The sequence below is a fragment of the Enterobacter sp. K510 genome, assembly GCF_055804875.1.
Map to the genome: position 1 here is coordinate 114,366 of NZ_JBNRLQ010000009.1, position 15,993 is coordinate 130,358.

Annotated in this window: 12 protein-coding genes and 3 tRNA genes; 11 read left to right on the forward strand and 4 right to left on the reverse strand. The window is 57.7% G+C overall.

Annotation, left to right across the window (positions count from 1 at the left end):
* Positions 1-251: 251 nt before the first annotated feature.
* Positions 252-1,229 carry an elongation factor P--(R)-beta-lysine ligase gene (gene epmA, locus ACQUTD_RS16410; protein ID WP_072570257.1) on the forward strand — a complete coding sequence of 326 codons (978 nt, stop codon included), beginning with the start codon at positions 252-254 and terminating at the stop codon, positions 1,227-1,229.
* 50 nt (positions 1,230-1,279) lie between these two features.
* On the opposite strand, the gene mscM is transcribed toward epmA, so the two are convergent.
* The 3 genes from mscM to rsgA form a co-directional block, all read right to left on the reverse strand.
* Complete coding sequence (mscM, locus tag ACQUTD_RS16415; protein WP_072570258.1) at positions 1,280-4,615, reverse strand: miniconductance mechanosensitive channel MscM; 3,336 nt, start codon at positions 4,613-4,615, stop codon at positions 1,280-1,282.
* A gap of 18 nt (positions 4,616-4,633) precedes the next feature.
* Entirely contained in the window at positions 4,634-5,596 is a 963-nt protein-coding gene (gene asd / locus ACQUTD_RS16420; protein ID WP_072570259.1) for an archaetidylserine decarboxylase, read from the reverse strand.
* Positions 5,597-5,694: 98 nt separating this feature from the next.
* On the reverse strand, positions 5,695-6,747 hold the full coding sequence (gene rsgA, locus ACQUTD_RS16425; RefSeq protein ID WP_473276835.1) for a small ribosomal subunit biogenesis GTPase RsgA: 1,053 nt from the start codon (positions 6,745-6,747) through the stop codon (positions 5,695-5,697).
* 107 nt (positions 6,748-6,854) lie between these two features.
* Between rsgA and orn the strand changes: the two genes are divergently transcribed.
* The 4 genes from orn (at position 6,855) to ACQUTD_RS16445 (ending at position 7,943) form a co-directional block, all read left to right on the forward strand.
* The gene (gene orn / locus ACQUTD_RS16430) at positions 6,855-7,400 is read left to right on the forward strand and encodes an oligoribonuclease (RefSeq protein WP_318377039.1); all 546 of its coding nucleotides are present in this window, start codon (positions 6,855-6,857) and stop codon (positions 7,398-7,400) included.
* Between the two features lie 192 nt (positions 7,401-7,592).
* Positions 7,593-7,668 (forward strand) — tRNA-Gly (locus tag ACQUTD_RS16435).
* A gap of 86 nt (positions 7,669-7,754) precedes the next feature.
* A tRNA-Gly gene (locus tag ACQUTD_RS16440) sits at positions 7,755-7,830 on the forward strand.
* A gap of 37 nt (positions 7,831-7,867) precedes the next feature.
* Positions 7,868-7,943: transfer RNA gene (locus tag ACQUTD_RS16445), tRNA-Gly, on the forward strand.
* Positions 7,944-8,212: 269 nt separating this feature from the next.
* Here ACQUTD_RS16445 and queG read toward each other — a convergent pair.
* Positions 8,213-9,352 carry a tRNA epoxyqueuosine(34) reductase QueG gene (gene queG, locus ACQUTD_RS16450; RefSeq protein ID WP_318364488.1) on the reverse strand — a complete coding sequence of 380 codons (1,140 nt, stop codon included), beginning with the start codon at positions 9,350-9,352 and terminating at the stop codon, positions 8,213-8,215.
* On the opposite strand from queG, the gene nnr reads away from it, so the two are divergent.
* The 6 genes from nnr to hfq all read left to right on the forward strand — a co-directional run bounded on the left by nnr (position 9,351) and on the right by hfq (position 15,920).
* Positions 9,351-10,877 carry a bifunctional ADP-dependent NAD(P)H-hydrate dehydratase/NAD(P)H-hydrate epimerase gene (gene nnr / locus ACQUTD_RS16455; RefSeq protein ID WP_473276833.1) on the forward strand — a complete coding sequence of 509 codons (1,527 nt, stop codon included), beginning with the start codon at positions 9,351-9,353 and terminating at the stop codon, positions 10,875-10,877. The genes queG and nnr overlap by 2 nt on opposite strands.
* The gene (gene tsaE, locus ACQUTD_RS16460; protein ID WP_072570264.1) at positions 10,870-11,331 is read left to right on the forward strand and encodes a tRNA (adenosine(37)-N6)-threonylcarbamoyltransferase complex ATPase subunit type 1 TsaE; all 462 of its coding nucleotides are present in this window, start codon (positions 10,870-10,872) and stop codon (positions 11,329-11,331) included. The genes nnr and tsaE overlap by 8 nt, the downstream gene beginning before the upstream one ends.
* Before the next feature lie 16 nt (positions 11,332-11,347).
* Positions 11,348-12,694 carry an N-acetylmuramoyl-L-alanine amidase AmiB gene (gene amiB, locus ACQUTD_RS16465; RefSeq protein WP_072570265.1) on the forward strand — a complete coding sequence of 449 codons (1,347 nt, stop codon included), beginning with the start codon at positions 11,348-11,350 and terminating at the stop codon, positions 12,692-12,694.
* 9 nt (positions 12,695-12,703) lie between these two features.
* Positions 12,704-14,572, forward strand: a complete 1,869-nt coding sequence (gene mutL, locus ACQUTD_RS16470) for a DNA mismatch repair endonuclease MutL (protein ID WP_473276832.1) — start codon at positions 12,704-12,706, stop codon at positions 14,570-14,572.
* Positions 14,565-15,515, forward strand: coding sequence for a tRNA (adenosine(37)-N6)-dimethylallyltransferase MiaA (miaA, locus tag ACQUTD_RS16475; protein ID WP_473276831.1), 951 nt, complete (start codon positions 14,565-14,567; stop codon positions 15,513-15,515). The genes mutL and miaA overlap by 8 nt, the downstream gene beginning before the upstream one ends.
* A gap of 96 nt (positions 15,516-15,611) precedes the next feature.
* Complete coding sequence (gene hfq, locus ACQUTD_RS16480; RefSeq protein WP_072570268.1) at positions 15,612-15,920, forward strand: RNA chaperone Hfq; 309 nt, start codon at positions 15,612-15,614, stop codon at positions 15,918-15,920.
* Positions 15,921-15,993: the final 73 nt, after the last annotated feature.

Genomic DNA, 15,993 nt, shown 5'->3' on the forward strand with positions numbered 1-15,993 from the left:
CGCGTTTAACGGGCGTCGCGAAAGCATGTCCACTGCTCCATTATGGGGAGGCAGTATAACCTTGCGGGAGGAAGGGAAATTTGATGCGTTCGATTTTTTTGCCGATCTTCCGCGTGATTTATCACTCTGTTTGATGGATCCGGCCCTTTGTCTTATTTGTCCGCCGCGGGCAATAAATTACTGTGCAAAATTTGTCTCTCTGGCGGGTTACGGGTAGACTTCGTGCCCTTATCAGCATACGGAGAATTACCATGAGCGAGACGGCAACCTGGCAGCCGAGCGCGTCCATCCCCAATTTACTGAAACGCGCCGCGAAGATTGCGGAGATCCGTCGTTTCTTTGCCGACCGCGGTGTACTGGAGGTGGAAACGCCCTGCATGAGTCAGGCGACGGTGACGGATATTCATCTGTTCCCGTTCGAAACCCGTTTTGTAGGCCCCGGCCATTCTCAGGGGATGAACCTCTATCTGATGACCAGCCCGGAATACCATATGAAGCGTCTGCTGGTGGCGGGCTGCGGTCCGGTGTTCCAGCTGTGTCGCAGCTTCCGCAATGAAGAGATGGGGCGTCACCACAATCCGGAATTCACCATGCTGGAATGGTATCGTCCGCATTACGACATGTACCGCCTGATGAATGAAGTGGACGATCTGCTGCAACAGGTGCTTGAGTGCCCGGCAGCAGAATCCCTGTCTTATCAGCAGGCTTTCCAGCGCCATCTGGAAATCGATCCGCTCTCTGCCGATAAGCAACAGCTGCGCGACGCGGCGGCGAAGCTGGATCTGAGCAATATTGCCGACACGGAAGACGATCGCGACACGCTGCTGCAATTGCTGTTTACCATGGGCGTCGAGCCGCACATTGGTAAAGATCGCCCGGCCTTTGTCTATCACTTCCCGGCAAGCCAGGCTGCGCTGGCGCAGATCAGCACTGAAGATCACCGCGTGGCGGAACGCTTTGAGGTCTATTTCAAAGGGCTTGAGCTGGCGAATGGTTTCCACGAGCTGACCGACGCCCGTGAACAGCAGCAACGCTTTGAGCAGGATAACCGCAAGCGCGCCGCCCGCGGCCTGCCGCAGCAGCCCATTGATGTGAATCTGCTGGAAGCGCTGAAAGTAGGGATGCCGGATTGCTCCGGTGTGGCGCTGGGCGTTGACCGCCTGATCATGCTGGCGCTGGGCGCGGAAAACTTAAGTGAAGTGATCGCCTTTACCGTCGACAGAGCGTAAGGCTTAACGGTCCCGGCCCTCTTTCTGAAAAGAGAGCCGGGGTGAGGGGATTACAAACTTCCCGCCGGGCGGCCACGTCCGGCAGAGGTCAGCGTTCTGTTTGTTGCTTTACCGCCCAGGGTTTCCAGACGCATCTGGAACGGCGGGAACGGCATATCAATACCGTGTTCACGGAAGCCAGCCAGGATCAACTGGTGGATCTCATGGCGCAGCGGCATCCGGTGCCCCATCTCCGCAGCGTAAATACGCAGCTCAAACAGCTGAATGCCCTGCTGTAAATCCACAAGGAACACTTCCGGCGGCGGGTTATCGATCACCAGCGAGCAGCGTTCCGCAGCGGTATACAGCAACTGCGTCACTTCCTCACTATTGGCATCCGCCGGCGCAGGCACCGTCAGCACCACACGGGTTACCGAATCCGACAGCGACCAGTTGATAAACTGCTCGGTGATAAACGCCTTGTTCGGCACGATGATCTCTTTGCGATCCCAGTCGCTGATCGTCGTGGCGCGGGTATTGATTTTGGTGATGCTGCCGGTCAGATCGCGGATCGTTACGGTATCGCCGATGCGGATGGGTTTTTCGAACAGAATGATCAGGCCCGAGATGAAGTTGGCGAAAATCTCCTGCAAACCAAACCCGAGCCCGACACCGAGCGCGGCCACCAGCCACTGCAATTTTGACCACTCAATACCAATCATTGAGAAGCCCACCAGACCGCCAAACAGCATCAGCAGATATTTGGTGATGGTGGTAATGGCGTAGCCGGTGCCCGGCGTCAGATCGAGGTGCTGCAACAGCGCCAGCTCCAGCAGGGCAGGGAGGTTACGCACCAGCTGCGTGGTGATGATAAACACCAGAATCGCGATCAGCACCGCGCCAAGGGTAATCGGCTCAAGGCTTTCCACGCCCTGCACGGTGGAGGTGACATCCCACAGGGAAATATTTTCCAGGAAGCCAAACGCGGAGTGGATTTCCGACCACAGCACAATCACCGACAGCAGGGCGATCAGCATCAGGATGGAGCGCACCAGGCGCAGCGACTGGGTACTGATGGTATCCAGATCCACTTCGCTCTCGTCCACTTCAACCAGGCCTTCGGTGCTGGTAGTGTGATGCGGATCTTCTTCCCCCCGCGCACGCTGGGCAAGGATCTCGGCACGGCGATGTTTGGCGCGATCAAAGGCCAGCCGACGACGCTGGATCAGCATCCAGCGGCGAATGATGTGGTACACCACCAGCAGCAGGAACCAGATGGCCACCGAGGTCTCCAGCCGCGCCAGCAGTGCCTGCGCTGTCGCCAGATAACCGACCATTGCCGCCAGCATCGCCACCAGCGGGGCGCTCAGCAGCAGGTTCCACAGCAGATGGTTGCCCATGTTGTCGCTGCTGCCAGTTTTGTCGACATACAGCGGGATCCCGGCGCGTTTCAGGCTCAGGGTGACCATCGCCAGCGCGCCGCAAATCAGCATAAAGCACAGTCGTCCGAGGGAGCCGGAGAACTCACGGTCATTAAGATTATCGAACATGATCAGCGCCATAATCAGCGGCACGATCAGGCCAATACACAGCAAATAGTTGCGCATACCGCGCGCCACACGCGCCCGCGGCCACGCAAAATGCGCGACAAACAGACCGTTGGGGCGGGCAAAGGTGGCGCAAATCATCACCGCCCACAGCATCGGCACGGTCGCGGTGACGCCATCGCCAATCGCCACCGCCAGCGGATACGGCCAGGCCTCACGCAAACCATAACCCAGGGTAGCCCACAGCACCGGCAGCGGCGAGGCCACCAGAATCGACCAGAATACCGTGCGCAGCGTCAGCCAGAAGTGATCCTGAGTCACCTTGCCGACGCGGGCGGACGAACGCTCCAGAAAGCGGGTAAAGTGCTTACGCGAGTACAGGCTGAAGCCGACAAGGAACAGGGCGGCAAACAGCGGCAGCAGCGTTTCTTTGGTGGTCAGCATCATCAGCGTGGCTTTGCCCAGCTGGCTGAAGGTATCCAGCGAGATCAGACGGCGCAGATCCTGCACGATGTCGATCGGCCAGCTGAGATTGATGGGGCTGACGTCCGAGGTCCAGAACAGGTAACGGTGCGTCGCCTCGTTCACCTCTTTCAGCGCGTCCTCCAGCTGCGTGTGCGACACCTTGAGTTTGGTGAGTTCAAGGATCAGCGTGTCGCCGCCCTGCAACAGCGACGTCAGCAGTTCGCGCTGAGTGCGCAGCTGGGCGTCAAGAATACGGCTCTGTTCGCGGGTCAGCGGCTGGCCGTCAACCTGACGGATCTGCCGCAGTTGCGGCTGCTTGTTCAGCAGATCTTCATAGCGCATACGGTGCACGCGCAGCTGCGCCATTTCGGTGTCCAGCTGCTGTGGTTTCGGCATTTCCGGCAGACGGGCGACCTGCGCGCGCAGCGCTTCGCCAAGCATGTTGGATGCCCCCAGCCACTGGGACTGCTCGCGCAGGGTGTTGAGCGCCTGACGTACCTGTAACGTCTGACCGGTGGCCTGCCGTTGCTGAGAGGCGACCAGATCCATCCGCTGCGCCTGCTGGTTGAGCGCCTGGGAGAGTTCGCGGTTGATTTTAAACTGATCGACAATGCCGACCGGCAGGTTGGCGCTGTTTTCCGCCAGCATTTCGGTGCTTTCCAGCGCCTGCTCGGCTTCACGCTGCCGCTGGCTGTTGAGCTGATTACGCAGCGCCTGTAAGTAAGTATCCAGCTGCGCCGCCTGCTTTTGCGCCAGCTCGGAGCGCATACGCGCCAGTTCCTGGCGGTTGTTGGCGGACAGTTGCGCCAGCTCCAGTTCATCCACCAGCGCTTTCAGCCTGGCAGATTCCGCCTGAGCGCTGAGCAGCTGCGCCTGGGCCAGCGCGGTGGTACCGGCTGGCGTACCGGCGCGGCGTTCCACCTCATTGAGCTGGCGGCGGGCATCGGTTTGCTGCTGCGGCAGCTGGCTTAAGGAATCGCTGATTTCACGGGCGCGCTCCTGCTCCTGCTGCGCCAGGCGCGTCTTATCCAGCAACTGGCTGCTGACCTGCAAAATTTCCTGATTGAGAGCGTCGGAACTCAGATCGGTGGGAATGGCGCGCGGCTCGTCGCGCATACTGTTCAGCTGTGCGCGTAAGGTCTGGGAGGTTTTGGCGAAGTCGTCAATGACCTGCTGATACTGCTTTGCGCGCTCAAGCGAGCCGTTACGCTCGTCGAGCGCGTTCAGCGCGGCCTGGAGCACCTCAACGGTTTCGGCCTGATCCGGGGCGTTTTTCGCCCCTTTAGCCTGCTCCAGTTCCTGCGCGATTTGTTTAGCGTCGGGGGCCGTCGCAGCGGACGCCCCCATACTGAGACTGAGGCACCAGGCCATCAGAAAAGCGATAATCAGGCGCACATCAGTTACCTTTTAAAATCAGACAGGGTCTTTCTTATCGTCCACCAGCGGGTTGGCGTCGTGCTCGGCGTCGATCTCTTCCTGCGGCAGCGGGGTCGGCTCCGGCATCACAATGGCCTCGGTGGAGACCGCCAGCGGTTCGCCGATTTTGGTCACCGACAGGCTTTGCAGCTGTTCAACCAGTTCCACTTTGCCCGGCGCGAACAGGTTAATCACCGTGGAGCCGAGCTTAAAGCGGCCCATTTCCTGGCCTTTCAGCAGGGCGACAGCGCCATCGCTTTCACCCGCGGGCCAGGTCCAGCGTTTGATGATGCCTTCGCGCGGCGGTGTGACGGTGCCCGCCCAGACGGTTTCGATGCTGCCAACGATAGTCGCGCCGACCAGGATCTGCGCCATCGGGCCGAACTCGGTATCAAACAGGCAGATCACACGCTCGTTACGGGCAAATAAGTTTGGCACATTGCGCGCGGTCAGGTGGTTGACCGAGAAAAGATCGCCCGGCACGTAGATCATCTCACGCAGAATACCGTTACACGGCATATGGACGCGGTGATAGTCGCGCGGCGACAGGTAAGTGGTGACAAAGGAGCCGTTGCGGAACAGATCCGCCATCAGGTAATTCCCGGCCAGCAGCGCTTCAAGGCTGTAGTTATGGCCTTTTGCCTGCAACAGTTTGTCGTTTTCGATGCTGCCCAGCTGGCTGATCACGCCATCGGCAGGCATCACCAGCACGTTCGGATCGGTATTGAGCGGGCGCACTTCATCACGCAGCGGGCGGACAAAGAAGTCGTTAAAGGTGCGATAGCTGGCGGTATCCGGCTTTTGCGCCTCGTTCATATCGACCTTGTAGTATTTGACGAACAGATCGATAACCAGTTTGGTCAGCCAGCCTGCGCGTTTTCTTGCGCCCCAGCCCGCGAGGCGAGTCAGCCACAGTTTAGGCAGAATGTATTGAAGCGAAAGTTTAAATGAGTCTAACAAGGTAGCCTCCAGGCTAATATTTTTTACCGTTCCCGATCCGCGTATTACCGGCGGATCTTTTAAAAGGGTGACAATTCTGGCGATGCTTAGCTTAAATGTCAGCTATCGGTATCAGAAAAGTTTTTACGCGTTTTTACCTGCGACATGCTTTCCAGAATGCGGTGATAGTTTTCGAAGCGCGATTCGGCGATTTTGCCTTGCTCAACCGCCTCGCGGATAGCGCATCCCGGATCGGTATCGTGCTTGCAGTCACGATATTTGCAGTGGCCTAAATAATCGTGGAAGTCGATAAAGCCCCGGGTAACCTGCTCAGGCTCCAGATGCCACAGACCGAACTCACGTACGCCAGGAGAGTCAATAACGTCGCCGCCGTGCGGGAAATGGTACAGGCGTGAGGCGGTGGTGGTGTGCTGACCAAGACCAGAGTTATCGGAAACGTCGTTAACAAGGATCTCCGTCGGCAGGCCTAACAGCGAATTCAGCAGGCTGGATTTGCCCACGCCGGACTGCCCGGCAAAGATGCTGATACGATCGGTCAGCGCCTCTTCCAGCGGTTTCAAGCCGTCCTGGGTGTAGCTGGACACCATCAGTACGCGATAACCAATGTGGCGATAGATATCCATCTGCTCATTCACAAACGCCATGCCTTCCGCATCCAGCAGGTCGATTTTATTCAGCACGATGATGGGTTCAACGTCCAGGGTTTCGCATGCCACCAGGTAGCGGTCGATGATGTTAAGCGACAGCTCCGGCAGGATAGCCGAGACGATGACAATCTGATTGATGTTCGCCGCGATGGGTTTTACCCCGTCGTAAAAGTCCGGGCGCGTCAGAACGGAAGTGCGCTCATGCACCGCCTCGACGATCCCTTTCACGTTAACGCCTTCCGCGGCGGCTTTACCCGGACGCCAGACAACGCGGTCGCCGGTGACCAGCGAACGAATCGTGCGACGAATGTTACAGCGGTGGATTTCACCGTCTGCGGATTCCACGTCGGCATGCATGCCAAAACGGCTGATTACGATGCCTTCAGCCGCTTCGCCAAACAGGTTGTCGTCAAGGTCCGGTTTCTCCACAGACGTTTTTAGCCGCCGCTGGTGATTGGCGTTGACGCGGCGCTGCTGGCCTTTGGAGAGTTTATTTTTACTCAATCGTGCTGACTCCTGGTCGCCCCTGATGGGCAAAACCTCTATGATACACGCTATTTTATACTAGTTAACCAGATGTGGCTGGTTATGCGAGAAGGGTGGAAAATAGCATGAGTGCAAATGAAAACAACCTCATTTGGATCGATCTGGAAATGACCGGCCTCGATCCAGAGCGCGATCGAATCATCGAAATCGCGACGCTGGTCACCGATGCGAACCTGAACATTCTGGCAGAAGGCCCGGTTATCGCCGTGCACCAGTCAGATGAACAGCTGGCGCTGATGGATGACTGGAACGTGCGTACCCATACCGGCAGCGGTCTGGTGGATCGCGTGAAGGCCAGCACCCAGGACGATCGCGCCGCAGAGCTGGCAACGATTGAGTTCCTGAAACAGTGGGTGCCGGCAGGCACATCGCCGATTTGCGGCAACAGTATCGGTCAGGATCGCCGTTTCCTGTTTAAATACATGCCGGAGCTGGAAGCGTATTTCCATTACCGCTATCTGGACGTCAGCACCCTGAAAGAGCTGGCTAAGCGCTGGAAGCCGGAAGTGCTCGGCGGCCTGAAAAAGCAAAACACGCATCAGGCGCTGGATGATATCCGCGAATCGGTCGCAGAACTGGCCTATTACCGCGAGCATTTCATCAAGCTATAACTTTTTTTTGGCCCCTGTCTTTCGCAGGGGAGGGGCCATAATGCGGATTTTGATGGGAAAATAATCATCTTGCCGATTAAAGCAGCACTTGAACAAAAAATTTAAATTTTTCAGTTTCAGGGCTTGCAGCTAAAATGAATTCTCGTATAATGCGCCTCCCGTACCGATGCAGAAATTGCAAAGTTACGCAGAGCGGGAATAGCTCAGTTGGTAGAGCACGACCTTGCCAAGGTCGGGGTCGCGAGTTCGAGTCTCGTTTCCCGCTCCAAAATTTGAAATGGCTTTTACAGCCACGCAGTATCCAGATTCAAGGATTTCAGGTTGCAACCAGGCAGCCTGAAAGACGACGAATATGCGGGAATAGCTCAGTTGGTAGAGCACGACCTTGCCAAGGTCGGGGTCGCGAGTTCGAGTCTCGTTTCCCGCTCCAAAATTTGATTGGCTTTTTACAGCCACGCACCACCCAAGCGGGAATAGCTCAGTTGGTAGAGCACGACCTTGCCAAGGTCGGGGTCGCGAGTTCGAGTCTCGTTTCCCGCTCCAAATTCCTTCTCTGAATAAATTATCCACAGCGGGATCCCTTGCCGCAGACGATTTGTTTCCTCTTTGACATATTCTTGTGAACAGACTTATCCACAGGTTTGTTATTTCTGCCTGTCCCGGTAAATGATTCAGGATGTGAATGAATTTCTGATAACTACCTGATATTTGTCACAAAAATTTCATTTCAAAATGTTAATCCTGTCCCTTGACGAACTTCTCTGCCTTGATTAGCAATGTGTTTTTATTTTTATGCACAAGCTGTGGAAAGGTCAGGCGTCGCGTTTCAGCCCTTTTTCGATTACCCGCACCAGCCGCAATTTCTGCGGTAATTGCACCTCGACAACACAGGCATTCCGCTTATCAATTTGCTGCGCAATCGCCCATTCTATGTGCTCATCAAGAAGTGGGTGCTCACCTCTGCGCTGTTCCAGCGCGCGAATGTTAGCTTCATCCCAGGGCGCGTTCCCCAGCGCGACGGCGATATTTCTCAGCCAGCGTAAATGACCGATACGGCGGATCGCCGATCCTTCGGTGACTTTCAGGAAGTGGGCTTCGCTCCAGCCGAACAGCGTAATAAGCTCGGGCGCGTGCAGCGCTTTGCGCGGGCTGAAGTCCTCTTCGTCCGTCAGTTGCGAGTAGCGGTTCCACGGGCAGATCAACTGACAGTCGTCGCAGCCGTAGATGCGGTTGCCCATCAAGGGGCGAAATTCTTCCGGGATCGCGCCTTCCAGCTCAATCGTCAGGTAAGAGATACAGCGGCGCGCGTCGACGGTATAGGGCTCGACAATCGCGCCGGTCGGACAGATGGTCATGCAGGCCACACATTTACCGCAGCCTTCTTCCACCGGCTGATCAACCGGCAGCGGCAAATCGATCAGCAGCTCGCCAAGGAAGAAAAACGAACCGGCTTCGCGATTAAGAATAAGTGAGTGCTTACCTGTCCAGCCAAGCCCGGCTTTTTCCGCCAGCGGGCGTTCAAGAATGGGCGCAGAATCCACAAAGGGTCTAAAATTCAGCGATACGCACTGTTCCTGGATCTTTTCACCGAGCTTTTTTAAGCGGTTACGCAATAACTTATGGTAATCGCGGCCCAGCGCATAGCGGCTGACATAGCCCAGCGACGGGTTTTTCAGCGTGCTGGCGAAGGCGGCGTTAGCGGGCAGGTAATTCATGCGCACGCTGATCACGCGCAGTGTACCGGGTAAAAGCTCATGCGGACGGGCGCGCATCATACCGTGACGCGCCATCCAGTCCATTTCGCCGTGATATTGCTTATCCAGCCATGCCTGCAGTTTGGGTTCGGCGGCGGTGAGATCGGTGTCGGTGATACCGACCTGCTGAAAGCCCAGTTCAGTGCCCCACTGTTTAATGTTTTGCGCTAACTGATTGAGATCGAGGGGCTGTGACATGACGGACCATACATTGAAGAAAAACCCCGCAAGTATACCACACTCCATCTGGCCTGCGGATGAACTCAAACGCGCGGAACAGGAGGCGGCCGACAGCCTCGGCATCACGCTGTATGAACTGATGCAGCGCGCTGGTCAGGCGGCCTTTACTGTCGCGCGGGAACATTACCCCGGGGCGCGGCACTGGCTGATCCTCTGCGGCCACGGTAACAACGGCGGCGATGGCTATGTGGTGGCGCGTCTGGCCGCCGCTGCGGGCATTGAGGTGACGCTGCTGGCGCAGGAGAACGATAAACCCTTGCCGGAGGAGGCTCATGCCGCGCGTGAGGCCTGGCTTGATGCCGGGGGCGCCATTCATGCGCCGACGCTGGCCTGGCCGGAAGGCGTGGATCTGATTATCGACGGTCTGCTGGGCACCGGACTGACCGATGCCCCGCGGGAGCACATCGCCGCGCTTATCGAACATGCCAATCAACATCCCGCGCCGGTGCTGGCGCTGGATATCCCGTCTGGCCTGCTGGCACAAACGGGCGCGACGCCTGGCGCGGTGATCAACGCCGCGCATACCCTGACTTTTATCGCGCTTAAGCCTGGCCTGCTGACCGGCAAGGCGCGCGATGTGGTAGGGCAGCTGCATCATCATGCGCTGGGACTGGAAAGCTGGCTGGCGGGTCAGGAAACTCATATAACCCGTTTTGATGCCACACAGCTGGCAGACTGGTTACCCCCCAGGCGGCCGACTTCGCATAAAGGCGATAACGGACGACTGGTGATCGTCGGCGGCGATCACGGTACGGCGGGGGCTATCCGTATGACCGGCGAAGCCGCGCTGCGTACTGGCGCAGGGCTGGTTCGCGTACTGACGCGCAGCGAAAATATCGGCCCTATCATCACCGCCCGCCCGGAACTGATGGTGCATGAGCTCACGGCGCAAAGCCTGGATGAAAGTCTCGAATGGGCGGATGTGGTGGTCGTGGGGCCGGGACTCGGGCAACAGGCGTGGGGCAAAGACGCGCTGCGTAAAATTGAGAATTTTCGCAAACCCATGCTGTGGGACGCTGACGCACTGAACCTTCTGGCAATCAATCCCGATAAACGTCACAATCGCATCCTGACGCCGCACCCCGGCGAAGCCGCACGGCTACTGAACTGTAGCGTTGCAGAAATTGAAAGTGATCGCTTACTTTCAGCCCGGCGTCTGGTAAAACGTTACGGGGGTGTTGTGGTGCTGAAAGGCGCGGGCACGGTTATCGCCTGCGAGAGCGGCGAGATAGGCATCATTGATGCCGGAAACGCCGGGATGGGCAGCGGCGGCATGGGCGATGTGCTCTCTGGTATTATTGGCGCGCTCGCAGGGCAAAAATTCTCCCTGTACGATGCCGCCTGTGCAGGCTGCGTAGCACACGGCGCCGCTGCCGACAGGCTCGCGGCGCGTTATGGCACGCGCGGCATGTTAGCGACCGATCTTTTTTCCACGCTACGGCGTGTAGTTAACCCGGATGTGATTGACGTAAACCATGATTAATCGAGTGATCCCTTTACCTGACGAAGAAGCAACCTTAGATCTTGGCCAGCGCGTGGCGCAGGCCTGCGATGGCGCGACGGTCATCTATCTGTATGGCGATCTGGGGGCGGGTAAGACCACGTTCAGCCGGGGCTTTTTGCAGGCGCTCGGGCATAACGGCAACGTGAAAAGCCCGACCTATACGCTGGTCGAGCCTTATACCCTCGACAAACTGATGGTCTATCACTTTGACCTGTACCGGCTCGCCGATCCGGAAGAACTGGAATTTATGGGTATCCGCGACTACTTTGGCCGCGACGCGATCTGCCTTGTCGAATGGCCGCAACAAGGCGCGGGCGTGCTGCCTGAACCGGATATCGAAATCCATATGTCATACCAGGCACAAGGGCGTGAGGCGTGCATTTCTGCCGTTTCCTCATCGGGTAATTCGTTACTGGCGCGACTGGCCGGTTAACTGTAGGAATGGCGGGATGATCAATCGCGTTAAAAGCTGGTTCGCGACAATACTGCTGCTGGCCTGTACCCAGGCAGGAGCAGCAACCTTATCCGATATTCAGGTGTCCAATGGCAATGATCAGGCGCGCATCACCCTGAGCTTTATGGGCGATCCGGAATACGCCTTTTCCCAGGACAGCAAACGCAGCGTGGCGCTGGACATCAAACAGACCGGCGTGATCCAGGGGTTGCCGCTGCAATTTAGCGGTAATAACCTGGTTAAGGCTATCCGCTCTGGTACGCCGAAAGATAATCAGTCCCTGCGCCTGGTGGTCGACCTGACGCAGAACGGTAAAACCCGTGCGGTGAAGCAGCAAAACGGCGCCAGCTATACCGTGGTCTTTACCATTAACGCCGATGCACCACCGCCCCCTCCGCCTCCGCCGCCGGTTGTGGTGAAGCGCGTCGAGACGCCAGCCGTTGCGCCCGCTATTGCGCCGCGTCCGGCAGAGCCTGCCCGCAATCCTTTTAAAAATGAAAACGACCGCGTAACGAGCGTGACCAGCAGTAATACGGTGACCCGCCCGGCCATGCGCTCGCGCAGCGCGTCCGGTGACAAAGTGATCATCGCCATTGATGCCGGACACGGCGGCCAGGATCCGGGCGCTATCGGCCCTGGCGGCACGCGTGAGAAAAACGTCACCATGGCGATTGCCCGCAAACTGCGCGCGTTGCTTAATGACGATCCGATGTTTAAAGGCGTGCTGACCCGCGACGGCGATTACTTTATTTCGGTGATGGGCCGCTCCGATGTGGCGCGTAAACAGAACGCGAACTTCCTGGTGTCGATCCATGCGGATGCCGCGCCGAACCGTGACGCCACCGGCGCGTCCGTATGGGTGCTGTCTAACCGTCGCGCCAACAGCGAAATGGCCAGCTGGCTGGAGCAGCATGAGAAGCAGTCCGAACTGCTGGGCGGGGCAGGGGATGTGCTGGCGAACAGCCAGTCCGATCCCTACCTGAGCCAGGCGGTGCTGGATTTGCAGTTCGGTCATTCCCAGCGTGTCGGGTATGATGTCGCCGTGAATATGCTCGGCCAGCTACAGCGCATTGGTTCGCTGCATAAACGCCGCCCGGAACATGCCAGCCTCGGCGTGCTGCGCTCGCCGGATATTCCATCGGTGCTGGTGGAAACGGGCTTTATCAGTAACAACAGCGAAGAGCGCCTGCTGGGCAGCGATGACTATCAGCAGCAGCTGGCGGAAGCCATTTATAACGGTTTGCGCCAGTACTTCCAGGCGCATCCGATCCAGTCGGCCCCGCAAGGCGGTGCCGGCCAGACGGCGAGTGCCGCTTCCTCGGGCGGCGCGTTCTTTAACTAAGGAGATTTCATGCCGATTCAGGTTTTGCCGCCACAGCTTGCGAACCAGATCGCCGCAGGCGAAGTGGTGGAACGTCCTGCGTCGGTTGTGAAAGAGCTGGTGGAAAACAGCCTTGATGCCGGGGCGACCCGCATTGACATTGATATCGAACGCGGTGGCGCGAAGCTTATCCGCATCCGCGATAACGGCTGCGGCATCAAAAAGGATGAGCTGGCGCTGGCGCTGGCGCGTCATGCCACCAGTAAAATCGCCTCCCTCGACGATCTGGAAGCCATTATCAGCCTGGGCTTTCGCGGCGAGGCGCTGGCCAGCATCAGCTCGGTATCCCGCCTGACGCTGACCTCGCGCACAGCAGATCAGCCCGAAGCCTGGCAGGCCTACGCCGAAGGGCGCGACATGGACGTGACGGTCAAACCCGCCGCGCATCCGGTGGGGACGACGCTGGAAGTGCTGGATCTCTTTTATAACACCCCCGCCCGCCGCAAATTTATGCGTACCGAGAAGACCGAATTCGGACATATCGATGAGGTGATCCGCCGTATCGCGCTGGCGCGTTTTGACGTCACCATCAACCTGAACCACAACGGGAAGATGGTGCGACAGTATCGTGCCGTCCCACCAGGCGGACAGAAAGAACGCCGTCTCGGCGCGATCTGCGGCGTGCCTTTTATCGAACAGGCGCTGCAAATCGAATGGCAGCACGGCGATCTGGGGATGCGCGGCTGGGTGGCGGATCCGCAGTCCACCACCTCCGCCTTCGCCGAGATCCAGTACTGCTACGTCAATGGTCGTATGATGCGCGATCGCCTGATCAATCATGCGATCCGCCAGGCCTGTGAGGATAAACTCGGCGCCGATCAGCAACCGGCGTTTGTGCTCTATCTGGAGATCGATCCGCATCAGGTGGACGTCAACGTCCATCCGGCCAAGCATGAAGTGCGTTTTCATCAGTCGCGGCTGGTACATGATTTTATCTATCAGGGCGTGTTGAGCGTCCTGCAACAGCGTCTGGATACGCCGCTGCCGCTGGCCGACGCGCCGGAACCGCGCAGTGTGCCGGAAAACCGCATTGCGGCGGGTAAAAACCAGTTCGCGACACCTGCGGTCGCCCGTGAGCCTGCGCCCGAACGTTATGCCGCACCGGCGGCCGCGCCGCGCGGTGGTCAGAGCGGCGGGCAAAGCAGCGGCGGTGCCAGCTGGCCGAATGCCCAGCCAGGCTATCAGAAACAGCAGGGGGCGTTGTATCGCCAGTTGCTGGAGACGCCCGCCGTTGAGCGTAGCGCGCCAGCCCCCGAACCCACGCCATCCGCCATTGACGCGCACAGCCAGAGCTTTGGCCGCGTGCTGACGATTATCGGCCAGGATTGCGCCCTGCTGGAGCGCGACGGGGCGTTATTCCTGCTGGCGTTGCCGGTGGCGGAGCGCTGGTACAAACAGGCACAGCTGACGCCGGGTAATACAGCGGCCTGCGCACAGCCGCTCTTGATCCCGGTTCGCCTGAAAGTCAGCGCTGACGAGCGCGCGGCGCTGCAACGTGCACAGGCAATGCTGGCCGACATGGGCATCGAATTTATGTCCGATGCCCATCATGTGACCATTCGCGCCGTGCCTTTACCCTTACGCCAACAAAATTTACAAATCTTGATTCCTGAACTGATAGGCTACCTGGCGCAGCAAACAACGTTAGACGCGGCGAACACCGCCCAGTGGATTGCCCGTAAGCTTGAGAGCGTCCACCCGCAGTGGAGTGTGGCTCAGGCCATCACGGTGCTCGCGGATGTCGAACGTCTTTGCCCGCAGCTGGTGAAAACCCCGCCGGGTGGCCTGGTTCAACCTGTTGATTTACATTCGGCGATGAACGCCCTGAAACATGACTGACCAGAGTATGGCGAGCCTGCCTAAGGCAATTTTTTTAATGGGGCCAACGGCCTCCGGCAAAACGGCGTTAGCCATTGAGTTGCGTAAAGTTTTGCCAGTAGAGTTGATAAGCGTCGATTCTGCCCTTATTTATCAGGGAATGGATATCGGCACCGCAAAGCCGGATGCCGACGAATTACGCGCGGCGCCGCACCGGTTGCTGGATATTCTCGATCCGGCGCAGGCCTATTCCGCGGCTGATTTCCGCCACGATGCCCTGGCGCATATGGCAGAGATCACCGCCGCCGGGCGCATTCCGTTACTGGTGGGCGGCACCATGCTCTATTTTAAGGCGCTGCTGGAAGGGTTATCTCCCTTGCCGTCAGCGGATCCGGCGGTAAGAGCTAAAATTGAACAACAGGCGGCCGAGCTGGGATGGGACGCACTGCACAGGCAACTGCTGGAGATAGATCCGGTGGCCGGTGCGCGAATTCATCCAAATGATCCGCAAAGGCTTTCCCGGGCACTGGAAGTTTTTTTCATTTCGGGTAAAACTTTAACGGAACTGACGCAAACGTCAGGAGAGGCTCTGCCGTATCAGGTGCATCAGTTCGCCATCGCCCCGGCGAGCCGTGAACTGCTCCATCAGCGAATTGAGCAGCGTTTTCATCAGATGTTGGCTTCAGGTTTTGAAGCAGAAGTGCGGGCGCTTTTTGCCCGTGGAGATTTGCATACGGACATGCCTTCCATTCGTTGTGTGGGATACCGCCAGATGTGGTCTTACCTTGAAGGCGAGATCTCATATGATGAAATGGTTTATCGAGGAGTTTGCGCCACGAGACAGTTAGCGAAGCGTCAGATCACCTGGCTGCGTAGCTGGGACGGGGTTCACTGGTTAGACAGCGAATCGCCCGAACAGGCAAGAGATGCGGTATTACAGGTAGTTGGTGCTAACGCAAACTGAATGTGTACAATTACATCGTATCGTGCGCAAAATTTTACGCAGTTTTCAGGGCCTCCGGGTTCTAAGTACAAAACAAGCATATAAGGAAAAGATAGAATGGCTAAGGGGCAATCATTACAAGACCCGTTTTTGAACGCACTGCGTCGTGAACGTGTTCCGGTTTCTATTTATTTGGTGAATGGTATCAAGCTGCAAGGTCAAATTGAGTCTTTCGATCAGTTCGTGATCCTGTTGAAAAACACGGTCAGCCAGATGGTCTATAAGCACGCAATTTCTACTGTTGTCCCGTCTCGTCCGGTTTCTCATCACAGCAACAACACGACCGGCGGCTCCAGTAACTATCATCATGGCAGTAACGCGCAGGGGTCCTCTGCGACGCAACAAGACAGCGACGACGCCGAGTAAGGTTAGTTGTTGTTAATCCATGCCGGGGAGCCAGATTATCTGAGTTCCCCGCTGGTATTTTAAGAGGGTTTAC